Genomic DNA, 23887 nt, shown 5'->3' with positions numbered 1-23887 from the left:
GGGTCAGCTGCCGGTGGTGATCGCGTCGCCGGCAACACCGGCGGCACGGCGGGCCGCGAGCCGGTTCTTCTGCGGTTCGATGGTGTAGCGCGGATCCCGCGCAGACTCGAGGCCGGCCTCGAAAATGCCGAACCGGGTCAAGGCCGAAGCTGCCAGTAGCGACACCCCGGAAGCCGCGGCTACCACCCTGTTCCGGCCGCCCACAAGTGCCCCCAGGCCCCCGGCGACCGCCAGCCGTTCGCTCCACTTGAGCATGGCGCCTGCCTTGCCCTCGTGGAGCGGCTCCGCCGCCACCGGGTCCATCCGGCGCTCCATCACCTTCATGGCCGCCACGTCTCCCAGGACGCCGAGGACGGCGAGGTTCCGGGCGGGACCGGTTTCGCGCACGGGGGTGGTGACCAGGGCGAGCCCTGCAGAAGCGAGGCCGGCCGAACTCACGAAGACGAACGGCAGTTCCTCATGGGCGGCGTTCCACGTCGGCGTTGCGGTATCACCCAGCAGCACCGCCGTGTAGGCCGCCAGTGGGCCGGCGAAGACCGCGGCCTCGACGCCGGCCGGTCCCTCGACAGCCCGGAGCACCGTGCGCAGGGGGCCCAGCGGCAGCCGGTCGCCGGTCATGCGGTCGATCTCGGCCACGGCGGCGACACCCGCGCCCGCGCTGAAGGCGCTGAGGATCCACGAGCCTACGCTCATCGGCGACGTCACCTTGAACGTCCGCAGCATGTGCAGGAAGCGTTCCGGCCTTCCCAGATCCTTCACCAAGGCAACGGCACCGACACTGACTGCTCCCAGGGCGCCCAGCCGGGCGTTCCGGCGCAGCGCGGGCCGGCCGGTCAGCTGGCCGCCGAGCCCGAGCAGCGCCGAACCGGCTGCCACGCCGCCGAGGAACAGGTAGATGGCCACGTCCTCGCCCCAGGGCGCGGGTTTGACGACGGGACGGCCGTAGTACGACGTGAATTCCGGCTCCGGGACCATGGGCATTTCGCGGGAGCCATCACCGTTGTCCCGGCGCCGGCGTACCCCGCTCTTGCCGTCCTGCCGGCGGCGGCGTTCCGTGGACGGCCGGAAGCTGTCGAACTCGGAAAGGGTCACGCCCGTCCTCCCAGGAAAGCCAGCGCAGCTGCCGCGGCCATGCCGGCTACGGCCATGCCTGCCCGCCGGTACATCCGCGGCAGGTCGGCGGTGGGCACCCGCGGGTCAGGCGGAAGCCCGTACACCTCGGGTTCATCAAGCAGCAGGAAGACCGATCCGGTTCCGCCCACGCCGTCGTTCTCGTTGGCACCGTAGAGCCTCGCCTCTGTCATGCCCTGCGAATGCAGGGTGGCGACCCGTTCCCGGGCTGTTTCCACCATGTCCTCGTGGTCGCCGAACTTGATGGACGTCGTCGGGCAGGCCTTGGCGCAGGCGGGCGTCTCATCGGCCACCAGCCGGTCGTAGCACAGGGTGCACTTCTGGGCGATGCCTTCATTGGGGACGGAGGGGTGCTTGGCGTGCTGTTCTTCCCTGCTGGTGGCCACCTTGACCGTGCCGTTGCTGCGGCGCTCGATCACGCCGAAAGGGCATCCGGCCACGCAGGTTCCGCAGCCGTTGCAGACGTCGTCCTGGACCACCACGGTGCCGAATTCGGTGCGGAACAGCGCTCCAGTAGGACAGACGTCGAGGCAGCCAGCGTGGGTGCAGTGCTTGCAGACGTCGGAAGACATCAGCCACCGGAAGTCTGCCGTGTCCGGCGGCGTGGTGTCCGCCCCCGCCAGATCCGCCGTCGGATCGCCCGCCGGTGCGGGAGGACCGATGCGCGGCATGCCCAGGTTAACCAGGGCGCGGCCGGATTCCCGTGCCTCGATGATCCGGTCCTGGCCCTGTTCGATGAAAGCCACGTGCCGCCAGGTGCTGGCCCCCAGTGATCCGGTGTTGTCGTAGGAGGATCCCAGCAGCTCAAGGTTGCCGTCCTGCGGGTTGTGGTTCCATTCCTTGCAGGCAACCTCGCAGGCCTTGCACCCAATACAGATCGAGGTGTCGGTGAAGAACCCCTTGCGCGGATGGTTGTGCTCCCAGTGCGCATCGGCGGTGGGGTCGGTCGGTCCGGACAGCTGGCCCATTCAGTCCTCCCTCGTCGGATCGGTGCCCGGGGCGGGTTCAATGCCTTCCGCCGCGGGGTTGGTGACGGCGCTGTTGCCCGTCTCGATGGTCACCCCGGCGCGCACCTGGTATTCGGCAACCAGGGCAAGCAGGTCCCCGCCGCGGGGCCGGCGGCCCGGACGGATGTCGCAGGACGCGACCTTCGATTCCTGGATCTGGACGTTGGGGTCCAGCGTCACGCCGAGCAGGTCGTTGGCGGCGTCACCGCTGACGACGGCGTTGTTCCCGACGCCCCAGTGGTAGGGCAGCCCGATCTGATGCACGGTGTGGCCGCCCACCTTCAGGGGCGCCATCCGGCCCGTGACCAGCACCTTCGCCTCGATCGCCGAGCGGGGCGAAATGATCGTCGCCCAGCCGTAGGGTTCGAGCCCGCGTTCGGCCGCCAGTTCAGGCGAGACCTCGCAGAACATCTCCGGCTGCAGCTCCGAGAGGTAGGGAAGCCAGCGGCTCATCCCGCCCGCCGTGTGGTGCTCGGTGAGCCGGTAGGTGGTGAAGACGTACGGATAAACGTCGGCGCCGCTGGTACCGGCGCTGGGAGCACTCAGGTTGTCCGCACGGGGAAACACCAGCCGGGCAGGATTCTGCTGTTGCGGATACAGCGCGTTGGCAACGGGCGACTCCTGGGCCTCGTAATGCGTGGGCAGGGGCCCGTCCATGAGGCCCTTGGGCGCGAACAGCCAGCCCTTGCCGTCGGCCTGCATGATGAACGGATCATCTCCGCTGAGCGCGGCCGGGCCGCCGACCGAGGGGTCCGGTTTGCTGCCCGGGGCCCGGTCGACCGGGAAGTCGGGCACGTCGTCGCCCACCCATTTGCCCTGGTCCTGGTCCCACCAGATGTATTTCTTCCGCTCGCTCCATGGTTTGCCCGCGGGGTCCGCCGATGCCCGGTTGTAGAGGATCCTGCGGTTGGCAGGCCAGGCCCAGCCCCATTCGGGAGCGGCGGGCCCTTGCTCCTGGCCAGGCTTGCGGCTGGCGGCATGGTTCACGCCGTCAGCGTAGACGCCGGTGTAGATCCAGCAGCCCGCCGCCGTCGACCCGTCCGCCCGGAGTTCTGTGTATGCCGAAAGCGGCTTGCCGGCGCCTGCGCCGTCGAGGTGGCGTCCGTTGATCTCGGCAAGCACGGCCTCGGCATCGGGCTCCCCGTGCTCATCAATGGGATAGTCCCAGGTCAAGTCGAGCAGCGGACGGTCGCGTTCGTCGTCCGAGCCGGCCAGTTTCCCGCGGATCTTCCGGCCCAGCTCAAAGAAGAACTGCAGTTCGCTCTGGCACTCCCCTGGCGGTGCCACAGCCTGGTGCCGCCACTGCAGCAGGCGCTGCGTCTGCGTGAACGAGCCCGCCTTCTCCACGTGGGTCGCTGCCGGCAGGAAGAACACCTCGGTCTCAATGTCCTCGGTGCGCAGCTCACCGGATTCGATCTCCGGGCCGTCCTTCCACCAGGTTGCCGACTCGATGAGGTTCAGGTCGCGCACCACCAACCACTTCAGGTGGGACATGGCCAGGCGCTGCATCCGGCCATGCGCCGAACCCACGGCCGGGTTCTGTCCGAGGAGGAAGTAGCCCTCCACTTCATCCTCGAGCATGCCCATCACGGTCTCGTACGTACCGTGTGCTCCGGTCAGCCGCGGAAGGTAGTCGAACGCCCAGTCGTTGCCAGCGGTTGCCGCCTCCCCCCACCAGGCCTTCAGCAGGCTGATGGTGTAGGCATCGGCGTCGGCCCAAAATCCCTTCTGCTGCTTCGATCCGATCACCGACAGGTACTCGCTGAGGCTGTCGTGGCGGCCGGCACTGGGCATCGGCAGATACCCGGGCAGCAGGTTGAACAGGGTGGGGATGTCGGTGGAGCCCTGGATGCTGGCATGGCCGCGCAGGGCCATGATTCCGCCGCCGGGGCGTCCGACGTTGCCAAGCAGGAGCTGCAGGATGGCGGCAGCGCGGATGAACTGCGCTCCCAGGGAGTGCTGCGTCCAGCCGACGGCGTAGGCGAAGCACGTGGTCCGGTCGCGCCCGGAATTTTCCGTGATGGTCCGGGCAAGGTATTCGAAGTCCGCGACGCCGATCCCGCACATGTCCTGGACCATCTCCGCGGTGTAGCGGGCATAATGCCGCTTCACGATCTGAAAGACGGTCCGGGGGTCCTGCAGGGTGTCGTCGCGCTGGACTTCGGCGTGTTCCAACGCCGGACCGCCGCTGCCGAACACGTCACCGTGGGCACGGGCGGAAGCTTCGGCACCGTGTTCCGAACCGGGCCCGGGCTCGTCAATGGCGCCGTCCTCTTTTTCCGCATAGGCCCAGGAGGACGTGTCATAGGCGCCCTTCTCCGGATCGAAACCGGAGAACAGCCCGCCAAGATCCTCGGCGTCACGGAAATCATCGTGGACCAGGGTGGCGGCGTTGGTGTACGCGGTCACGTACTCCTTGAACCAGAGGTCGTTGCTGATCACATAGTTGATGAGAGCACCCAGCAGGACAACGTCGGAGCCGGCCCGGATGGGAATGTGCTTGTCCGCTACAGCCGACGTCCGGGTGAACCGGGGGTCGACATGGATGACCTTTGCGCCGCGGGCCTTAGCCTCCGCCACCCACTGGTATCCCACCGGATGGCACTCGGCCATGTTGGAACCCTGGATGACGATGCAATCGGCGTTGGCCATGTCCTGCAGTGATTGCGTTGCACCACCGCGTCCAAACGAGGCTCCCAGACTGGGAACCGTGGCGGAGTGTCATATGCGGGCCTGGTTCTCGGTCTGCACCGCCCCTGCAGCCGTGAACAGCTTTTTGATGAGGTAGTTCTCCTCGTTGTCCAGGGTGGCGCCGCCCAGCGCGGCGATGCCCATCGTGCGGCGCAGCCGCCGGCCCTGGTCGTCTTCCTGCTGCCATGTCCTGCGGCGCGACTCGATGAACCGGTCCGCCACCATGTCCACGGCCGTGGCCAGGTCAAGGTGTTGCCATTCGGTGGAGCGCGGGGCGCGGTAGAGCACTTTTGTCTGCCGGCCGGGCGAGTTGACCAACTGCTCGCTGGCTGAGCCCTTGGGGCACAGCCGGCCGCGGGAGATCGGCGAGTCCGGATCGCCCTCGATCTGGACGACCTTCTCGTCCTTGACGTAGACACGCTGCCCGCAGCCAACGGCACAGTAGGGGCATACGCTCTGGACCACCCGGTCGGCGGTGGCCGTCCGCGGGGCGATCGCCTGGGTCCGGGCCGAGGTGACGGCTGGGCCGCGGCCCAGCAGGTCGCCGGTGGTCAGCTGACGGACGACAGGCCATTGCAGAAAACTTCGCGGTGCCATTTCAGGAGCATAACCCGAAGCTTGCCCAAAGCAACAGGTCGGCACTTGGCGTGTCCCCCCTGGAAAAGATTGGAGCGGTGCGTGACGCAGCTCATGGAAAATTCTTGACAAGTTTGTACAAGCCTTTCCATACTGGAGGAGAAGGGTTCCAACGAAGCAACTGGAGGATCGATGCCGGCAAAACTCACGGACGTCGCAAAGCTCGCGGGCGTCTCGCTTGCCACGGCGTCCCGGGCGTTCGGTGACCCGGGCAGGCTGGCCGCGGAGACGCGGCAGAAAGTCATGGACGCCGCCGCCCAGCTCGGCTACGACGTGCCGGGACTGAACGGCAGCCGCACCTTCGGCGTCATCGTTCCCGACATCTCCAACGCCGTGTTCGCCGCACTCATCAAGGCCATCCAGGACCAGGCCTGGCATGGCCGGCACAGGATGGTGCTCGCTGATACCGCCGAATCCTCCACGCGTGAACGCGAACACCTGTCAGCGTTCGCCGCCGGGGTGGACGGCATCATCCTCTGCTCGCCCCGGCTGCCGTCAGGGCAGATCCACGACCTGGCGGGCAACACACCGCTCGTGGTCATCAACGGTGAGGCGGACCATGCGGCCCGCGTCCTGATGGAGGCCGGGGAGGGGTTGCGGCAGGCCATCGAGCACCTGTACGCGCTGGGCCACCGCAAGGTTGCCTACATTCCCGGGCCGGCTTCCTCCTGGGCGAACGGCCAGCGGCTCGCCGCCGTCACGCGGCTCTGTGATGAATGGGGCATCGAACTGGTGAGCGTGGGCAACCAGAATGCAACGGTCGACGGCGGCCTGGCCGCCGCTGCCTCGGTGGTCGCCAGCGGCGCCACGGCAGTGATCGCCTACAACGACCTCGTGGCCGTTGGCATGCTGGCCGGAGCACGGACGCTGGGGTACCACTGCCCCGAGGACATCAGCGTGGTGGGCATCGATGACCTCGACATCGCAGCGGCGGCAGAGCCCGGCCTGACGTCCGTCCGCGTTCCCATCAGCCGAAGCGGCTCGCTGGCCCTCGAACTGCTCCTCGAACAAATCGCCGGCAAGCCCAGCGCCACCGAAGCGGTCCACCTCAACTCCCAGCTCATCGTGCGCGGCTCCACGTTCGCTGCCCGCACCGCAGACCAGACCCTCCAGGGAAAGTAACCATGAGAATCGTCATCGCAGACTCCAACCTGCTGCCCCAGCGGGCCACCCTCGAATCGGCTCTGCCGGAAGGTACCGCCACGTCCTGGCACGACAGCTGGAACGAGCACTCCGTCGTGACCGACCTGAAGGACGCCGACGTTTACGTCGGGCCAAAATTCACTGCCGCCATGGGCGCCGAAGCGAAGAACCTCCGCCTTGTCCATGTAGCAGGGGCAGGCTACGACGGCATTGACGCGGACGCCCTGCCGGCGGGCGCCATCTGCGCCAACACCTTCCATCACGAAGGCTCCATCGCCGAACACATCGCCGCCGTCCTGGTGGCACTGCGGCGGAACCTGCTCGGCCAGGACGCCGCGCTGCGCACCGGTGTCTGGTCTTCGTCCGTCTACTCCGCCGATGTCCGCCAGCCCGAAACACTGCGCGGGGCGGTGGTCACCTTCCTCGGCTTCGGGCACATCGGCAGCGCCGCATGGTACCTGCTGCGGGCATTCGGCGCCGAAGGGATAGCCATCACCCGCAGCGGATCCACCAGCGCAGCCGACCACTCGCTGCGCTGGACCGGCACCACGGAGCGGCTGGCCGAGGCCCTCAGCGAGTCCGACGTGCTGGTGGTCAGCATCCCGCTCGATGCCGGGACCACCGGCCTGGTGGGAGCAGCCGAACTGGACAACCTTGGCCCCGAAGGGCAGATCGTCAACGTGGCCCGCGGGCCTGTCGTCGACGAAGCAGCGCTGTACGAGGCATTGAAGGACCGCCGGATCGCGGGCGCCGCGATCGACGTCTGGTACCAGTACCCCGGTCCGGACGGGCGCGGGGAACCATCCGCCCTGCCGTTCGGCCGGTTGGACAACATCATCATGACCCCGCACTCCTCCGGCGTCACCGCCGAAACCTTCCGCGGCCGCGCCCTCGAAATCGCGGCCAACATCACCCGATTGTCCACGAACCAGCCCCTGAAGAATGTAGTGATTTCCCGATGACCCGAAAAATCGTCGACGTCGACGTCCTCGTCACCAGCCCCAGCCGCAACTTCGTCACCCTGAAAATCACCACGGACGACGGCATCGTCGGCTGGGGCGACGCCACCCTCAACGGCCGCGAACTCTCCGTCGCCAGCTACCTCCGCGACCACCTCGCCCCCGCCCTGCTGGGCCGGGACGCCGACCGCATCGAAGACACCTGGCAGTACTTCTACCGGGGCGCCTACTGGCGGCGCGGCCCTGTCACCATGGCAGCCATCGGGGCCATCGACCTGGCCCTCTGGGACATCAAGGGCAAGGCCCTGGACGTTCCCGTGTACCAACTGCTCGGCGGCGCCGCGAGGGACAGGATCCTCACCTACACCCACGCCACCGGCTGGGACCTGCCCGAACTCCTCGACTCCGTCGACCGCCGCCGCGACCAGGGTTTCCGCGCCGTCCGCGCCCAGTCCGGAGTTCCCGGGCTGGACAAGGTCTACGGCGTCACCAGGGGTGCCGCCAGCTACGAACCCGCCGGCCGCGGCGCCGGCCCCGTCGAAGAGGACTGGGACACGTCCGCATACCTCCGCCACGCGCCCAAGGTCCTGTCCGCGGTCCGCGAGCACGTGGGTCCCGACCTGAAGCTCCTCCACGACGTGCACCACCGGCTCAACCCCACCGAGGCCGCGCGGCTGGCCCGCTCCCTCGAGGACGTGGACCTGTTCTGGCTCGAGGACGTCACCCCGGCCGAAAACCAGCGGCTCCTGCGGTCCCTGCGCCAGCAGACCACCATCCCGCTCGCCATCGGAGAGGTCTTCAACACCATCTGGGACTGCGAGCACCTTCTCACCGAACGCCTCATCGACTTCATCCGCACCGCCGTCGTCCACGCCGGAGGCATCTCCCACGTCCGCAAGATCCTGGCCCTCGCCGAGGTCTACCAGATCAAGGGCGCCCCCCACGGCCCCTCCGACGTCTCGCCCATCAACCTCTCCGCCTCGCTCCATCTGGGCCTCGCCACGAGCAACTTCGCCATCCAGGAATACATGGGCTACGCCCCCCTGGTCTCGGAGGTCTTCCAGTCCAGCTTCCGGTTCGAGGACGGCTACCTCCACCCCGGCGACGAACCAGGCCTCGGCGTGCACGTCGACGAGGCCGCGGCCGCACGGTTCCCCTACAAGCAGGCCTACCTGCCCATCGCCCGCGAGCTCGACGGCTCCATGAAGGACTGGTGACCATGACTTCCGCTCCCCCGCTGACAGCCACCACCCCCGGGGTCCTGCGCCGGCCGGCTGCACCCCCTGCCGGGATCGTGCACCTGGGCCTGGGAAACTTCCACCGCGCCCACCAGGCCGTCTACACCGATGCGGCCGTCACTGCCCACGGCGGCGACTGGGGCATCATCGGCGTCGCCAGCCGCTCCGCCGCCGTCCCGGACGCAATGCACGCCCAGGACATGCTCTACACCGTGGTCGAAATCTCGCCTAAAGGCTCCAGGTTCTCCATGCCACGGGTCCACACGGACGCCTTCACCGCCGCCGCCGACCCCGCCCGTGTAGCCAGAACCATTGGCGACGCCGGAACCCGCATCGTCTCACTGACCGTCACCGAAAACGGCTACAACTACGCCCCCGCCACCGGATCGCTGAACCTGAAGGACCCGGCCATCCAGCACGACCTGGCGCACCCGGACTCGGCGCAAACACCCATCGGACAGATCGTCCGCGGCCTGCAGCACCGGTCCCGGACGCACGGCGAACCCGTCACCATCCTCAGCTGCGACAATCTGGCCGACAACGGCCACCACACCCAGCGGCTGGTCCGCGAATTCGCCTCCCTGCTTCCGGCGCCCGAAGCCGCTGAGACCCTGGCCTTCATCGACCAGAACACCAGTTTCCCCTCCTCCATGGTGGACCGGATCGTCCCGGCCACCACCGACCACTACCGCAGCCTGGTCGCCGCGCAGCGCGGTTACACCGACCGGATCCCCGTCCCGGCCGAACCCTTCACCATGTGGATCGTCGAGGACAACTTCATCGCCGGACGCCCTGCCTGGGAAGCCGGCGGGGCAGTGTTCTCCGACGAAGTGGCGGGGTACGAGCAGCTGAAGGTCAGGCTCCTCAACGGCACGCACTCCCTCATCGCCTACCTCGGCGCCCTCACCGGCGCGGCCACCATTCCCGGGTCCGTCGCGAACCCGGACATTGAACTGGCCGCCCGCGACGTCCTGCGGAACGAGTACCTGCCCAGCGTCTCGGTGCCGGCCGGAGTGGACGTGGGCGCCTACGAGGAACAGCTCTTCTCCCGCTGGCGGAACACCGCCCTCGGCCACCGCACCAGCCAGGTGGGCTCGGACGGGTCGGTCAAGCTGCGGCAGCGGATTCCATTACCGGCGCTGCAGATGCTCGGCGACGGCCGGATGCCGCAACTGCTGGCGCTGACCGCCGCCGCCTACCTCGCCTGCGTCGCCCCGCTGCCCGGTTTCGATCCCGGTCCCCACGCACACGCCATGCTGGACCCGGCCAGGGGCCTGCTCGCGGGGCTGGCCGAACGGTCACGTTCAGGCGCCGACCTTGCGTCCAAGGTCCTCCGCGACCACCACCTCCTCGGCGGCGAACTCGCCGAACGCGAGAGCTTCATTGCGCGCACGGGCGAGTTCATTGACATCATTCGCACGGCAGGGCCGCTGGCGGCAGCCGCAGAAGCGGATTCCGCCTCCGACCCCGCACCCTCCCTCCACACCACCCGGAGCACGCCATGACCACCCAAGCCGTTCCCGAATCGAACACCACCGGACTCCCTGCCGGCACCCAGGCCGCGGTGCTGCACGGTGCCCGGGACCTGCGCATCGAACACAGGGCCCTGCCCCCGCTCGGACGCCACGACCTCCTCGTCGAGATGCGCTCCGGCGGGATCTGCGGCTCGGACATGCACTACTTCGCTGACGGCCGCAACGGCACCAACGTCCTGCGCCGGCCCACAGTCCTGGGGCACGAAGGCGCGGGGGTCGTCACCGCCGCCGGACCAGGCAGCAAAGTCGCGCCCGGCACCGCCGTCGTGATTGAACCGGCCCTGCCGTGCGGAGAATGCGCCACCTGCCGGTCCGGACGGTACAACCTCTGCCCCACCGGAACCTGCTTCGGTTCCCCGCCCACGGACGGGCTGTTCGCCCGCCACGTGGTGGTCCCCGAAACCGCCGTCCACACACTGCCGGACAGCATCCCGGCGGAGATCGGCGCAGCCATCGAGCCGCTCGCCGTCGCGGTCTGGGCCGTGGAACGGGCGCAGGTAGAGGCCGGGCAGCGCGTGCTGGTGACCGGCGCCGGGCCCATCGGCCTTCTCGTCGCCCAGGTAGCGGCAGCCAAGGGGGCCGCGGAGATCGTGGTGACGGACGTCAACGACGACAGGCTCGCCATGGCCGGCACGTTCGGTGCCACCCGCACCATCAACACCGCCACCACACCACTGGACCTGGCCGGCATGGACCGGCTGATCGAATGCTCCGGGAACACCCGGGCCCTGGCGGAGGGAATCCAGACCCTGGCACCGGCGGCCCGCGCCACCGTCGTCGGCCAGGCCAAACCCACGGTGGACGGCATCCCCCTCGGGTTCCTCCAGCGCTACGAAATCGACCTCGTCACCGCGTTCCGCTACGCCCACGCCTTCCCGGCCGCAATCGACCTCGCCGCCTCGGGCGCCGTCGACCTGCCATCGCTCATCACCGCGACCTACCCGCTGGAGGATGCCGCAACCGCCCTCACGGCACCCATCACCGACCCCACCAACCTCAAAGTACTCATCACCTACTAGTCCCCAACGGCCCCCAGGCCCAGCAACAACAGGCATCCATTCAAAGGAGTATGGACATGACCACTGCAGCGCACGTCCCCCCGGGAAACATCGATCAAAGCAAAGTCCGGAAGGCCGCCGTCGCCGGCCTTATCGGCACCACCCTCGAACTGTATGACTTCGTCATCTACGGCACCGCCTCCGCGCTGGTCTTCAGCAAGCTGTTCTTCCCCAACGTCTCCCCCGCCGCGGCGCTGATCGCCAGCTTCACCACCTTCGCCGTCGGCTTCCTGTTCCGCCCCCTCGGCGGCGTCTTCTTCTCCCACTTCGGTGACCGCCTGGGGCGCAAATGGGTCCTCGTGGTCACCCTGCTGCTGATGGGCGGCGCCACGCTGGCCATCGGCCTGCTGCCCACCTTCGACCAGATCGGCCTGCTCGCCCCGGTCCTGCTGTGCGTGTGCCGCGCAGCCCAGGGCTTCGGGGCCGGCGCCGAACAGTCCGGCGGCGCTACCCTGCTGACCGAATCCGCCGCCCCCGGCACCCGCGGCAAGCTGGCCTCGCTGATCATGGTCGGCGCTGCGGCCGGCACCGCGCTGGGGGCGCTGGTGTGGATCGCCGCCCAATCCCTGGCGCCCAACGACATGTTGACCTGGGGTTGGCGGCTGGTCTTCCTCTCCAGCATCTTCGTCACCATCGCCGCGCTGGTGATCCGGCGCAAGCTCGATGAATCCCCCGTCTTCGAAGAGATCAAGCAGGCCCGCACCGAGCCGCCGGCACCGCTTAAGGAAGTCGCCAAGCGCGGCAAGGCCAACGTCCTGCGCGTCATCCTCATGAACTTCGGCGTCAGCACCCAGTCCTACACCATCCAGGTATTCATGGCGTCCTACCTGATCACCGTTGTGGGCACCGACCCCAAGTTCATCCCGCCGGTCCTGCTCATCGGGGCGCTGTGCGGCGGCGTGGCGGCAGTGTCCTTCGGAATCCTGTCCGACAAGATCGGCCGCCGCCGGGTCGTCTCCCTCATCGCCGGCGCGCTGATCCTCTTCCCCGCTCCCGCGTTCATGCTCCTCACCACGGGATCCCCCGTCGCGATCGTCCTGGTGATCATCGTGGGCTTCATGTTGGCCTGCCAGGGCGTGGTGGGAGTACACATGAGCTACTTCCCGGAAATCTTCGGCAGCCGCTACCGCTACGCCGGCGTCACCCTGGGCCGTGAATTCTCCTCGATCATCGGCGGCGGCGTCGCCCCCATGATCTGCGCAGGACTGCTGGGGCTGTTCAGCAACTCCTGGATCCCGGTGGCCATCTACATGTCGCTGACCATGCTCGTCAGCTTCGTCGCCACCCGGCTCTCCCCGGAGACCCTCAACCGTGACCTGACGGAGTTGGAGGACGCCACCCACCACGGCGAAGCGGCCGCCAGGGACGCCTCGGCGCAGTTAGCCGCCACCCGTTCCGCCAAGTAGTCCCACCAAAGAAACGTGCACGACGGCGGTGCGTACCGCCGTCGTGCACGTTTCAGTCCGCTGCATCCCACCCAACGCCAAAGGAAATCCCATGCTCCGCCCCGACCACGCCCCCACGGCGGTCCGGCCCTGTCCTTCCACCGTCCTTCGGGACACCAAGGCCGTGGCGGTCCTGAGGGCCCGCCACGCCTCGGATTACACGCCCGTCATTGAGGCCCTGCAGCGCGGCGGCGTCCTCAGCATTGAACTGACCCTCAGCACCCCGGGGGTCTGGGACGAACTGCCCCGGCTCCGCGAACGTTTCGGGGACGGCGTGGAAATTGGGGTCGGAACGGTCACGGACGCGGCGGACGCCGAAACGGCCCTGGACCTCGGTGCAGCCTACATCGTCACCCCGGTCACCGACCCTGCGGTGATCTCCGTCTGTGTCGACCGCGGAATCCCGGTCTACCCGGGCGGCCTCACCCCCACCGAACTTCACGCCGGCTGGAAGCTCGGCGCCACCGCCGTGAAGGTCTTTCCCGCCGCCACGGTGGGCGCCTCCTATATTGCCCAGCTGCGCGGCCCATTCCCGGACATCCAGGTGATCCCCTCCGGCGGCGTCAACATCGACGACGTTCCCGCCTGGATCAAAGCCGGCGCCCTCGCCGTGAGCCTCGGCGGCCCGCTGCTGGGCGACGCGTTCAAGGGCGGTGACCTGCACGAGCTGTCCTCGCGGGCCCGCCGGGTCCGCGCTCTGATCGGCCAGGCCGTGGAACAGCTGGAGGGCGCGAAGTGATATCCGCCCCCTACGTGCTCACCTTTGGTGAGACCATGGCGCTGATGCGCGCCGACCAGGCCGGTCCGCTGGCCCATGCCTCGACCCTCAGCCTTGGCATCGGCGGCTCAGAATCCAATGTGGCCATCGGCCTGCAGCGGCTCGGTGTGCAGGCTGTCTGGTGCGGCCGTGTCGGCGCGGACACGCTGGGGCAGCTGGTGGCACGGGAGATACGCGCGGAGGCAGTGGAGGCGCGGGTCACCGTCGATGACGCGGCGCCGACCGGCCTGATGCTCAAGGAGCGCCGGACCCCTGATCTGCAGAGCGTCAGCTACTACCGCTCCGGCAGCGCCGGCTCCCGGCTGTCCCCGGCGGACCTGGACCACGGCCTCATCCGCAACGCCGGACTGCTGCACGTCACAGGAATAACCCCGGCCCTGTCGGAGGAAGCCGCAGCCACAGTCTTCGAAGCGCTTTCAGCGGCCAGGGCAGCGGGAGTGCCGGTGTCCTTCGACCTCAATTACCGTGCGAAGCTGTGGTCCCGGGAAACCGCCCGCGCCGCCTACCGTGACATCATCCCGCTGGCGGACATCGTGTTCGCGGGAGCCGACGAAGCCGCGATCGCCGTCGGGCCCGCGGACGACCCGGAGGAGCTGGCCCACAGCCTTGTTCAGCTGGGAGCGCGGCAGGCGGTCATCAAGTTGGGCGCCGACGGAGCCTGCGCGCTGGTGGACGGAACGCTCTACCGCCAGGCCGCAATCCCCGTCTTAGTGGTGGACACGGTGGGCGCCGGGGACGCGTTCGTTGCCGGCTACCTTGCCGAATTCATGGCCGGCGCCGCCCCTGCAACCCGGCTGCACACCGCCGTCTGCACGGGCGCCTTCGCCTGCCTTGTGGCCGGCGACTGGGAAGGGTTCCCGCGCCGGGAGGAACTGCCGCTGCTGATGTCCACCGAACCGGTGCTGCGCTGATGGGCGCGCCGGAGGGATTCTTCATCGGAGCCTACGCGGCAGCCCCGGCCCTGGCAGGGTGGGACCCTGCCGCTGAGGCCGCCTTCCTGCAGTCCGTGCTCGAACTCGATGGAGCCGCGGGCCTCGAACTGCCGTATGCAGGGACGCTGCACAAGTACGACGAGGACTGGCTGTTCCGCCGCTTGCCCGCGGGCGCCCGCTTCATCCTGACCACTATTCCCGGGACCATGGAACGGCTCGCAGCCGACCCCGGCTTTGGCCTGGCATCGACGTCACCGGATGGACGGCGGGACGCTGTTTCCTTCGTCCGGGAGGCCCACCGGGCAGCTGGAAGGCTCAGCGACGCGCTGGGCCGGCCCGCCGTCCACGCCATCCAGCTGCACGGCGCCCCGGTCGCATCTCCAGGGAAGGCCTCGGCCGCGGCGCTGGCCGCGTCATTGGAAGAGATCGCCGCGTGGGAGTGGGACGTTGTCCACGTGCTGTTGGAACACTGTGATGCCCTCATGCCGGGACGGCCTCCCGCCAAGGGCTTCCTCCCCCTTGAAGAGGAAATTGCGGCCGTCCGGGAAGCCAATGAAGCGGGCGGGCGGCCAGTCAGCATAGCCATCAACTGGGCTCGCTCCGTCATCGAACAGCGCCGCCCTGAGGCAGGCCTCGAACATGTCCAGATGCTGCGCGGCGCCGGACTCCTTGGCGGCTTCACGGTTTCCGGCTGCGCCGGCGTCGACACCCGGTACGGGAAGGCCTGGGCCGACGTTCACGTTCCCCCGGCACCCGCCGACGGCCATGGCTGGCCCGACGGACTGCCGGAGGCGGAGCCGTTCGAGGACGGCTCGCTCCTGACCCGGGAGCGGTTGTCCCAGTGCCTGCACGCTGCAGGCCCCCAGGGGCCGACAGGATTCCGGGCCATCAAGGTGGCCGCTCCGCCCGGCTCCACTGTGGAGCAGCGCGTTGCCGCCATCGCCGGCACCCTGGACCTCGCCCGGTCCGTCAGTGCAGCGGCGTGCAAGACCTCTTCTCGCCCCTGTGGGGCGCAGTCAGATCCGGGCGCGCAGTCTTGACTGCAGCACCAGCAGTCCTGTGGCTGCCAGCAGTGCCAGCGCGCTGGGTGCAAGGAACACAAGCGGCAGGCCAGCGGCAGCAACACCGATTCCGCCAATCACGCCCCCGAGGGCAGAGCTGACCGCCGGGGCACTGATGAAAATCGCAGAGGCGGTCGCCACTGCATTGGGCAGCAGCCGCTGGGCCACGATGATTCCCAAGCCAGCGAACACTCCCCACACGCCACCCATGAGGACCTGGGCAGCCAGCAGCCCGGCGGGAGACCCGCTGACCGCAAAGAGCACGTTCGCGCCGACGCCAAAGAGGGCCCCAAGCACCATGAGGTTCACCATTCCCGTCCGCCGGGCGGCCACAGCAGCGACGGGCATCAGAATGAGCTCCACCAGGGGCTGGATGCCGATGATGGCGCCGCTAAGGGGTGGCGGGTAGCCCTGGTCATTCATATAGATCGGCAGGTACGCGTACTTGATGGGTTCCCCGGCGTAAACCAGGACATAGAGAGCAGTGAATGCCAGCAGCGGCGTCATGGCTTTCGGGGACACGTGCGGTTTTGGCCCGCGCCCCCCAGGCCCGTTGGCGGATGCCGCCGTCGCGTCCGCAGTGGAGTCACGCAGGAAACCCAGCGGGAGCAGCTGGGCCAGGGTGCACGCAGCCGTCGCCAGCAGCATGGCGCGCAGTCCCATTTGCGCGGCAAGGAACGACCCCGCGACAGGCCCGATCACCCAGCCCAAGGTCAGCGACATGCGGACGTAGGAGACGATAGTGTCGCCGGCGGGTGAGGGGTGCAGCGCAAGCTCGTCGTGGATGGCCGCAAAGAGCTGCGACGTTGCCGCCCCGGCGAAGCCGAGGATGAGCGCGCTGATGACAAATGGCATCCAGAGCTGGGTTGAGACGGCAATTCCGGCCCAGCCGAGAAAGCCGGCGACCGCACAAAGCCGGAACGGGCCAAGCCTGCGCCCTGTGCGGTCGGAGCGCCGTCCAACCAGGTAACCGGCAGCCAGGGATGTGAGGTTGGTCAGGTAGAACAGCCCCGCGACCGTTAACGAGCCGCCGAGATCGTCGACCAAAAAACGGGCGATTTGTGGTGCGGCGGCGGAGAATCCGAGACCGGAGAAGAACAGGGCGAGCGTCGCGCCGCGGTAGAGCGGGCTGGCAAGCAGCACCCCCAGGGCCGATTGACCGCGGGTCAGTTGGATCGTCATGCTCGCTCTTTTCTCCATTGAAGTCACTCGATGCGGGCTAAAACCAAGTATCACTAGATTTTTACATGAAAGCTGCCTTTCCGGGCCTGTTTATCGGCAATTTTCCAGCCGGAGACGGCATGGCCGATACGGCCGGGGGGTACATTTAGCGTGGCTCAAACACGCAGCGCCAGGCAAAGCGAGGGAAGCAATGGGGCACATCGACCGGTTCCTGGAGGAATGCCGCATCGGGCTGGAGCGCGTGCACCCTTCGGATCTTGCGCAGGAGATGGCAGCGGGCGCCCTTGTGATTGACACAAGGCCGGCCGATCAGCGGGAGCGGGACGGGGATCTTCCCGGGGCGGTGGTCATTGACCGCAACGTTCTCGAGTGGCGGCTCGATCCTTCCAGCGATTACCGGCTCCCGATCGCCGATGACCCCGCCCGCCGGATCGTGATTGTGTGCAACGAGGGCTACAGTTCCAGCCTCGCGGCGCACACGCTGCAGCTGCTGGGGCTGACTCATGCCACCGACCTCATCGGCGGCTTCCAGGCATGGGCAGCCCTGCGCAAGCAAGCCGACTAAAGAATCCGGCCCTCAACACTGAACCAGCCCGCGGCGCCCAGGACCTTCACGGCCGAAGAGCCCGCGGGCCTTTTCCCTGGCCACAAGACAACCATGACAACCGGCGCCGCGGGCTTTCGGAACGGCGGCGCCTCCACATCCCCGCTGCACTGTTTTCGTAACTTTCGGACGCGGCGGAAAACGGATTGACAGTAGGCGTGGCAAGAGTCACACTGTTGCATATGGTGATCGATGTTGCGTACAGCGCGTACAGATACGTCCCAGACGGACGCATTGTTGCAGGTCGGTCCTCCCCAACTTGATGACGACAAAGTTTCGACAACGCCGGTTGCCGCCTCCAACTCTGTGGTCTCCACGAATCGCACACCACCCAGCCCTCCCGGGAGGAAACACATCATGACTGCTTCAGTGAACGTCCCCCTCAAGCGCGGAAAACTCGCTTCCTCATTGCCTGCCGAGCAACTGGCGGAAATCACCGAACTGTTCGAGTTCCGGCGCACGGGATATTCCCTCGACGCCCCCTTCTACACGGACCCGACAATCTTCAAGCTCGACATGGAGGCCATCTTCGGCCAGCACTGGATCTTTGCCGGCAGCGTTGCCGAGCTGCCGGAGCCGGGCGATTACATCACGGTGGACTACGGCCCCTACTCCCTGATCGTGCTGCGCACCGACGAGGGCGACGTCAACGTCCTGCACAACGTCTGCCGCCACCGCGGTGCCCGTGTCCTGACCGAAGCTGCCGGCTCCACCGGAAACCTGGTCTGCGGCTACCACTCCTGGACCTACTCCCCCGAGGGCAACCTGATCCACGCCTCCGCCCCCGGCGAAGCCAAGTTCGACAAGAACTGCTTTGCCCTCAAACGAGCCCACAGCCGCGAGGTTGCCGGACTCATCTTCGTCTGCATTGCGGATGAGCCCCCGACTGACTTTGACGAAACCGCGAAGATCTTTGAGCCCTACCTCGCGCCCCACGATCTGTCCAAGACGAAGATTGCCTACCAGCAGAACATCATCGAAGAGGGCAACTGGAAGCTCGTCATGGAGAACAACCGTGAGTGCTACCACTGCGACGGACACCCGGAACTCGCCTGCTCGCTCTTCCCCACGTGGGGCCTGACCGAGGGCCTGATCCCGCCGCACCTGGAAGAAGTGTGGGACCGCAACAAGGAAGCCCAGTCCTCGCTTGAGGAACGGTGCCGCCGCTACGGCCTGCCCTACGAGGTGGTTGAGGAACTCGACACCCGCATTGCCGGTATCCGCATCTCGCGCGAATCCCTGGACGGCGAAGGCGAATCGTTCTCGGCCGACGGCCGCAGGCTCTCCAAGAAGCTGCTCGGCGACCTGCCCGACTTCCGCCTGGGCCGCTGCTCGATGCACCTGCAGCCCAACAGCTGGTTCCACTTCCTGGGCGACCACGTCATCACGTTCGGCGTCTTCCCCATCAACGAGCACCAGTCCCTGGTCCGCACCACCTGGCTGGTGGCTGACGACGCCGAGGAAGGCGTCGACTACGACCTCGACAAGCTCACCTACACCTGGAAGCAGACCAACATCCAGGACAAGGCATTCGTTGAGCTGTGCCAGCAGGGTGCCGCCAGCCCCGCCTACGAACCCGGCCCCTACATGAAGAGCGAATACCAGGTGGAGGCCTTCATCAACTGGTACGTCCAGCGGGTGCAGGAGCACTTGGCATGATTGACGTTGCCCTGACTGAGACGCCCGTCCAGGAACCACAGCGCATCCGCGGCCTTGAAATGCCGTGGAACCGGGTCATGGGCAGCATCGAAGGACCGGCCAGCGCAGCCAAGGCCCTGGGCCCGTGGCATCCGCAGGAGTTCATGGCCGAATGTGTCGAGACCGTTCCCGAAGCGGGCGGCATGATGACCTTCGTGTTCCGCCGCACCGACGGTGCGCCCCTGGCCTTCCGCGCCGGGCAGTACGTGAACATCGCCTTCCCCGTGAACGGCGAGGACCAGGAACCGGTGGACCGCAGCTACTCGCTGTCCAGTTCACCCACGGAACCGTGGACCTTCAGCGTCACCGTCAAGAAGGACGCCGGCGGCCTGGTTTCCCCGTGGGTCCACGACAACGTCCGGCCGGGCACCGTCCTGGACATGCTGGGACCCGTGGGGGCATTCCACCTGCCCGATGCGGACCGGCGCGCCCGGTACCTCTTCCTGGCCGCCGGCGCCGGCATCACCCCTATCATGTCGATGCTGCGGACCATCCACTCCCTGCCGGGAACCGCCGACGTGGTGGTTCTCTACCACGGTGCGGAAGCCGGCGGCTTTGCCTTCCACCGGGAGCTTGCGTACATCGCTTCCGTGGACTCGCGTGTCAAGGTTTTCTACGCCCTGGGCGACCGCGGCAGGCCCGAGGACTGGGAAGGCTTCAGCGGACGCCTGAGCTCGGCCATGATCGATGAGGTGGCGCCCGACGCCAACGGCCGCCAGGTGTACGCCTGCGGACCCGAGGGTTACCTGAACACCGCCACCGAGCTGCTCCAGAAGGTGGGCGTCGACGACACCTCCATCTACATGGAGTTCTTCTCCGGCGACCGGCAGACCCTCCTCGAATACCAGGCCGAGCTCGCCCTGGCCGCGGACATCGCCGAGGAGATCGCTGAGGAAATCGCGGAGTCCGCCGAGGACTACTTCGAAGGCCAGCCCGCAGCGTTCGGGATCTACGAGCCCGGCTACGACGACGAAGGAACCCTTCAGGCCACCGGACTGGCTCTGGAAGCCGCCACCCCGGAAGCTTCCGCCGCCGGCACCCCGGCCGCGGCCCCGGAGGCTCAAGCCCCTGATGCCTCAAGCTTCGACACCGTGGGAACCGGCAGCCTCACTCTGTCCTTCATGCGCACCGGTATCAATGTGCGGATCGACCCGGAGGAGCCCATCCTCGGGGTGGCACAGCGTGCGGGTGTCCGGATCGGCGCCAACTGCAAGGAGGGCATGTGCGGCTCCTGCAAGGTGGTCAAGCTGTCCGGGGAGATCGACATGAACCACCAGGGCGGAATCCGCAAACGGGAAATTGATGCGGGCAAGTTCCTTCCCTGCTGCTCCACCGCCCGCACCGACATGGTGATCGACGCCTGACTGCTCCCGGAGCGGTATCCTCAGGCGCGCCCCCACAGAACTGACAACCAACCACGTCACGGAAGGTCTGATGCAGCCAGCGTCAGGCCTTCTGTGGCAATTCGAACACCAACCATAGGAGCCATTCCATGTCAGGTAACAAAGCCGTTGCTTACAAGGCGCCGGGCGTCGTCGAAATTATCGACACCCCGTACCCCACGTTTGAACTGAAGGCCGGGCCGGGCGTCAACCCCATAAATGTCGGCCGGAAGGTCCCGCACGGCGTCATCCTGCGCACCGTCAGCACCAACATCTGCGGCTCCGACCAGCACATGGTCCGCGGCCGCACCACGGCCCCGGCCGGCCTCGTCCTGGGCCACGAGATCACCGGTGAAGTCATCGAGACCGGGCCCGACGTCGAGTTCATCAAGGTTGGGGACATCGTCTCGGTCCCCTTCAACATTTCCTGCGGGCGTTGCCGGAACTGCAAAGAACGCAAGACCGGGATCTGCCTGAACGTGAACCCGGACCGTCCCGGGTCCGCCTACGGCTACGTCGACATGGGCGGGTGGGTCGGAGGGCAGGCAGAGTACGTCCTGGTCCCCTACGCCGACTGGAACCTCCTGCGGTTCCCCGACCGGGACCAGGCACTGGAGAAGATCATGGACCTGACCATGCTCTCGGACATCCTCCCGACCGGATTCCACGGCGCCGTCACGGCAGGTGTCGGCGTCGGGTCCACCGTCTATGTTGCCGGTGCCGGACCCGTGGGACTTGCCGCGGCGGCCAGCGCGCAGTTGCTGGGAGCCGCGGTGGTCATCGTGGGAGACCTGAATGAGGATCGCCTCGCCCAGGCCCGTTCCTTCGGCTGCGAAACCGTCAATGTGGCCAACGGCGACCCGGCTGACCAGATCGAGCAGATCCTCGGCGTCCGGGAGGTCGATGCCGGCATCGACGCCGTCGGATTCGAGGCCCGCGGGCACGGACACGGCGCCCAGGAGGCGCCCGCCACCGTGCTCAATTCGCTGATGGACCTGACCACCGCCGGCGGGTCAGTTGGCATTCCCGGCCTGTATGTCACCGGGGATCCGGGTGCCGCGGACGAGGCGGCCCAGAAGGGCAGCCTGTCCCTGTCCCTCGGCACCGGATGGGCGAAATCCCTCTCCTTCGCAACAGGCCAGTGCCCGGTGATGAAGTACAACCGGCAGCTGATGATGGCGATCCTGCACGACAGGATCCAGATCGCGAAGGCGGTCAACGCCACGGCCATTTCGCTCGACGAGGCACCGCGGGGGTACGCGGAATTCGACGCAGGAGCCGCCACGAAGTACGTCCTGGACCCGAACGGCTACCTCAGCAACTAATCCAAGGCAGGAGGGGCTTCCCCCTCGCAGGCTGGGACGGCCGCTGCACCACCCGGAGCGCACGGGTGGTACAGCGGCCGTCCTCTTTTGTGTCGCATTAGAGGTCGTTCAACCGGTCCCGAACGAACCGCTGCACCGGGTGGCAGCCATGCACTGGATTCCCGGGATCCCGTTCGCGGCATTAATGGCCCTATGCACTAAATCGCGCGGGGCAGGACTTGGCCGAGGTCTCCCGCTCTGCCATAAAGAATTGCTATGTGGGAACACAAAAAGAGTCTTTGTGTGACCTGCACCTCAAACGCTAATTTGATGTCAGAGGCCAGTCCGCAAAGCCGCCCAAACAGACGATGTCGAGCGACAAAGCCCGCAGCAGGACCGTCCGGACATTCCACCCGGGCTCTCTTCCCAAAGCCCACGTGAACCGGTAGGCCGCTTTTCACCCATCGCCATGGAGACGAAATGACAGAAACCACACTTCCCAGGAAGACCCCGGTCAGGGCCGCAGTCGCGGCCTGGATCGGTACGACGTTGGAGTACTACGACTTCGCGGTGTATGGCACCTCGTCGGCGTTGGTTCTGAACGTGCTCTTCTTTTCACCCGAGCTGCCCCAGGGGATCAGCGTGCTGCTCGCCATGATCACCTTCGCGGTCGGCTACGCCGTGCGTCCCCTCGGCTCCCTCATCCTGGGACCGATGGGCGACCGCCACGGCCGCAAGTTCGTCATGATGATCACGCTGTTCGGCATCGGCGGCTGTACCTTCCTGATCGGCTGCCTTCCGACGTACGCCCAGATCGGTTCCCTTGCTCCGATCCTGCTCGTGGCCATCCGTGTCATCCAAGGACTGTGCCTGTCGGGCGAGCAGCCCAGCGCGATCACCATGAGCCTGGAGCATGCATCCGAGGGCCGCCGCGGGTTCCTCGCGAGCTTTACAACGTTGGGTTCCTCCTCCGGCACGCTGCTCACGCTGCTGGTCTTCATCCCGATCTCCGCCATGCCCAAGGAGCAGCTGCTGACCTGGGGCTGGCGGCTTCCGTTCTGGGCATCCGCCCTCGTAGTGGTCGCTGCATACCTGATCCGCCGCCATGTTCAGGAGCCGCCCGAGTTCGTGAAGGTCCAGGCCGCCAAGGCGAACGTCGCCCCCCTCAGGCATCTTCTGCGCTTCCACTGGCGCGCGGTGCTGCGGATCGTATTCTGTGCGCTTATCGCCGGCACGAGCTACATGATGCAGACGTTCTCGGTGGCATTCGGTACCGCTGGATACAAGCTGGATAAGCCGACCATGCTCCTGACGACCACTGTCTCGGCAGTCATTGCCCTCGGAATCACGCCCCTGGCGGGATACCTTGTGGACAAGATCGGCCGCAAAACGATGTTCCTCATCGCAACGGGCGGCGTGGGCATCACCATGGTGCCGTACCTGTGGTCGATCACGACCGGCAACTGGTCGCTGATCTTCCTGTTTGGCATCATCAACTACTCCCTCTTCTACTCGATGGTGAACGCGTCCTGGCCCTCATTCTTCGCAGAGATGTTCCCTGGCCGTCTGCGCGTCTCCGGGCTCGCCCTGGGCACCCAGATTGGTTTTGCCATCTCGGGCGTCATCGGCCCCGTTCTCTCGACAGCACTCGCTGGCCCCGACCTGAAGGATTGGGTCGGACCGTCCATGGTCGCACTCGGGTTCATGGTCCTGGCAGGGATCTCGGCCCTCACTGCCAAAGAGACCAAAAAGTACACGCTCAAGGAGCTCGACGAGGTGCAGCAGAGTGAGCGGGAGACGGCCGTCCTCACGGCCGCGAGCGTGTTGCCAGCCAAAGCTACCCACGGAATCACCGGTTAGCCTGGCGCGCAGAGGCGACGGTTTATCGTCCGCCTAAGCTGATTGCGCAGTAGCGCAACCACGAGCGGAGCGGCCGCTGGCCAACAGGCCAGCGGCCGCTCCGCGAGGGTGGACCCTGTGGGCGACACAACCGAATCCACCGTCGACAAAACCACCGGGCCGTGCCGTAAACGCACAGCCTCATCCTTCTCCTGGAGAACCAATGTCCTTTTCTGATTACACCACCGCCCTCGTCACCGGGGC

Annotated in this window: 18 protein-coding genes; 14 read left to right on the top strand and 4 right to left on the bottom strand. The window is 67.1% G+C overall.

Going from position 1 to position 23887, the window contains the following annotated elements; all coding sequences use genetic code 11:
* Positions 1-3: 3 nt before the first annotated feature.
* The 3 genes from nrfD to fdh are packed head-to-tail and all read right to left on the bottom strand — an operon-like array spanning position 4 to position 5426.
* Positions 4-1092: an NrfD/PsrC family molybdoenzyme membrane anchor subunit gene (gene nrfD / locus ACYSM9_RS17280; RefSeq protein ID WP_461858189.1), complete on the bottom strand. Its 1089-nt coding sequence runs from the start codon at positions 1090-1092 to the stop codon at positions 4-6.
* Positions 1089-2099, bottom strand: coding sequence for a 4Fe-4S dicluster domain-containing protein (locus ACYSM9_RS17275; RefSeq protein WP_461858188.1), 1011 nt, complete (start codon positions 2097-2099; stop codon positions 1089-1091). Before ACYSM9_RS17275 ends, nrfD begins: the two co-directional genes overlap by 4 nt.
* Positions 2100-5426, bottom strand: a complete 3327-nt coding sequence (gene fdh / locus ACYSM9_RS17270) for a formate dehydrogenase (protein WP_461858187.1) — start codon at positions 5424-5426, stop codon at positions 2100-2102.
* 171 nt (positions 5427-5597) lie between these two features.
* Here fdh and ACYSM9_RS17265 point away from each other — a divergent pair, with 171 nt between their 5' ends.
* The 9 genes from ACYSM9_RS17265 (at position 5598) to ACYSM9_RS17225 (ending at position 15593) form a co-directional block, all read left to right on the top strand.
* The gene (locus ACYSM9_RS17265; protein WP_461858186.1) at positions 5598-6587 is read left to right on the top strand and encodes a LacI family DNA-binding transcriptional regulator; all 990 of its coding nucleotides are present in this window, start codon (positions 5598-5600) and stop codon (positions 6585-6587) included.
* 2 nt (positions 6588-6589) lie between these two features.
* Entirely contained in the window at positions 6590-7570 is a 981-nt protein-coding gene (locus ACYSM9_RS17260; protein ID WP_461858185.1) for a 2-hydroxyacid dehydrogenase, read from the top strand.
* Positions 7567-8784: a D-mannonate dehydratase ManD gene (gene manD, locus ACYSM9_RS17255; protein WP_461858184.1), complete on the top strand. Its 1218-nt coding sequence runs from the start codon at positions 7567-7569 to the stop codon at positions 8782-8784. Before ACYSM9_RS17260 ends, manD begins: the two co-directional genes overlap by 4 nt.
* A 2-nt stretch (positions 8785-8786) precedes the next feature.
* Positions 8787-10310 carry a mannitol dehydrogenase family protein gene (locus ACYSM9_RS17250; RefSeq protein WP_461858183.1) on the top strand — a complete coding sequence of 508 codons (1524 nt, stop codon included), beginning with the start codon at positions 8787-8789 and terminating at the stop codon, positions 10308-10310.
* On the top strand, positions 10307-11359 hold the full coding sequence (locus tag ACYSM9_RS17245) for an NAD(P)-dependent alcohol dehydrogenase (protein ID WP_461858182.1): 1053 nt from the start codon (positions 10307-10309) through the stop codon (positions 11357-11359). The genes ACYSM9_RS17250 and ACYSM9_RS17245 overlap by 4 nt, the downstream gene beginning before the upstream one ends.
* Before the next feature lie 56 nt (positions 11360-11415).
* Positions 11416-12804 carry an MFS transporter gene (locus ACYSM9_RS17240; protein ID WP_461858181.1) on the top strand — a complete coding sequence of 463 codons (1389 nt, stop codon included), beginning with the start codon at positions 11416-11418 and terminating at the stop codon, positions 12802-12804.
* A 91-nt stretch (positions 12805-12895) separates the two neighbouring features.
* A complete protein-coding gene (locus ACYSM9_RS17235; RefSeq protein WP_461858180.1) occupies positions 12896-13582 on the top strand; it encodes a bifunctional 4-hydroxy-2-oxoglutarate aldolase/2-dehydro-3-deoxy-phosphogluconate aldolase in 687 nt (228 codons plus the stop codon).
* Positions 13579-14532, top strand: coding sequence for a sugar kinase (locus tag ACYSM9_RS17230; protein ID WP_461858179.1), 954 nt, complete (start codon positions 13579-13581; stop codon positions 14530-14532). The genes ACYSM9_RS17235 and ACYSM9_RS17230 overlap by 4 nt, the downstream gene beginning before the upstream one ends.
* On the top strand, positions 14532-15593 hold the full coding sequence (locus ACYSM9_RS17225; RefSeq protein ID WP_461858178.1) for a DUF4862 family protein: 1062 nt from the start codon (positions 14532-14534) through the stop codon (positions 15591-15593). Before ACYSM9_RS17230 ends, ACYSM9_RS17225 begins: the two co-directional genes overlap by 1 nt.
* Here the strand turns inward: ACYSM9_RS17225 and ACYSM9_RS17220 are convergent.
* Positions 15570-16796, bottom strand: a complete 1227-nt coding sequence (locus ACYSM9_RS17220) for an MFS transporter (protein WP_461858177.1) — start codon at positions 16794-16796, stop codon at positions 15570-15572. The two genes, ACYSM9_RS17225 and ACYSM9_RS17220, sit on opposite strands and share 24 nt — an antisense overlap.
* 190 nt (positions 16797-16986) lie before the next feature.
* Here ACYSM9_RS17220 and ACYSM9_RS17215 point away from each other — a divergent pair, with 190 nt between their 5' ends.
* From ACYSM9_RS17215 to ACYSM9_RS17195, 5 genes are all read left to right on the top strand, one after another.
* Positions 16987-17361, top strand: coding sequence for a rhodanese-like domain-containing protein (locus ACYSM9_RS17215; protein WP_461858176.1), 375 nt, complete (start codon positions 16987-16989; stop codon positions 17359-17361).
* Positions 17362-17757: 396 nt separating this feature from the next.
* Positions 17758-19059, top strand: coding sequence for an aromatic ring-hydroxylating oxygenase subunit alpha (locus tag ACYSM9_RS17210; RefSeq protein ID WP_461858175.1), 1302 nt, complete (start codon positions 17758-17760; stop codon positions 19057-19059).
* Entirely contained in the window at positions 19056-20462 is a 1407-nt protein-coding gene (locus tag ACYSM9_RS17205; RefSeq protein WP_461858174.1) for a ferredoxin reductase, read from the top strand. The genes ACYSM9_RS17210 and ACYSM9_RS17205 overlap by 4 nt, the downstream gene beginning before the upstream one ends.
* 128 nt (positions 20463-20590) lie before the next feature.
* Entirely contained in the window at positions 20591-21805 is a 1215-nt protein-coding gene (fdhA, locus tag ACYSM9_RS17200; RefSeq protein ID WP_461858173.1) for a formaldehyde dehydrogenase, glutathione-independent, read from the top strand.
* 459 nt (positions 21806-22264) lie between these two features.
* Positions 22265-23644: an MFS transporter gene (locus tag ACYSM9_RS17195; RefSeq protein WP_461858172.1), complete on the top strand. Its 1380-nt coding sequence runs from the start codon at positions 22265-22267 to the stop codon at positions 23642-23644.
* Positions 23645-23887: the final 243 nt, after the last annotated feature.

Source organism: Arthrobacter sp. C152 (assembly GCF_054890965.1).
Note: the sequence above shows the minus strand (reverse complement) of the source record. Positions and strands in the feature narration are given on the sequence as shown.

Bases quoted from the DNA above. Each gene is read 5' to 3' on its own strand.
- ACYSM9_RS17275 (WP_461858188.1), bottom strand. From the start codon at position 2,099: ATGGGCCAGCTGTCCGGACCGACCGACCCCACCGCCGATGCGCACTGG.
- ACYSM9_RS17265 (WP_461858186.1), top strand. From the start codon at position 5,598: ATGCCGGCAAAACTCACGGACGTCGCAAAGCTCGCGGGCGTCTCGCTT.
- ACYSM9_RS17260 (WP_461858185.1), top strand. From the start codon at position 6,590: ATGAGAATCGTCATCGCAGACTCCAACCTGCTGCCCCAGCGGGCCACC.
- manD (WP_461858184.1), top strand. From the start codon at position 7,567: ATGACCCGAAAAATCGTCGACGTCGACGTCCTCGTCACCAGCCCCAGC.
- ACYSM9_RS17250 (WP_461858183.1), top strand. From the start codon at position 8,787: ATGACTTCCGCTCCCCCGCTGACAGCCACCACCCCCGGGGTCCTGCGC.
- ACYSM9_RS17245 (WP_461858182.1), top strand. From the start codon at position 10,307: ATGACCACCCAAGCCGTTCCCGAATCGAACACCACCGGACTCCCTGCC.
- ACYSM9_RS17240 (WP_461858181.1), top strand. From the start codon at position 11,416: ATGACCACTGCAGCGCACGTCCCCCCGGGAAACATCGATCAAAGCAAA.
- ACYSM9_RS17235 (WP_461858180.1), top strand. From the start codon at position 12,896: ATGCTCCGCCCCGACCACGCCCCCACGGCGGTCCGGCCCTGTCCTTCC.
- ACYSM9_RS17225 (WP_461858178.1), top strand. From the start codon at position 14,532: ATGGGCGCGCCGGAGGGATTCTTCATCGGAGCCTACGCGGCAGCCCCG.
- ACYSM9_RS17220 (WP_461858177.1), bottom strand. From the start codon at position 16,796: ATGACGATCCAACTGACCCGCGGTCAATCGGCCCTGGGGGTGCTGCTT.
- ACYSM9_RS17215 (WP_461858176.1), top strand. From the start codon at position 16,987: ATGGGGCACATCGACCGGTTCCTGGAGGAATGCCGCATCGGGCTGGAG.
- ACYSM9_RS17210 (WP_461858175.1), top strand. From the start codon at position 17,758: ATGACTGCTTCAGTGAACGTCCCCCTCAAGCGCGGAAAACTCGCTTCC.
- ACYSM9_RS17205 (WP_461858174.1), top strand. From the start codon at position 19,056: ATGATTGACGTTGCCCTGACTGAGACGCCCGTCCAGGAACCACAGCGC.
- fdhA (WP_461858173.1), top strand. From the start codon at position 20,591: ATGTCAGGTAACAAAGCCGTTGCTTACAAGGCGCCGGGCGTCGTCGAA.
- ACYSM9_RS17195 (WP_461858172.1), top strand. From the start codon at position 22,265: ATGACAGAAACCACACTTCCCAGGAAGACCCCGGTCAGGGCCGCAGTC.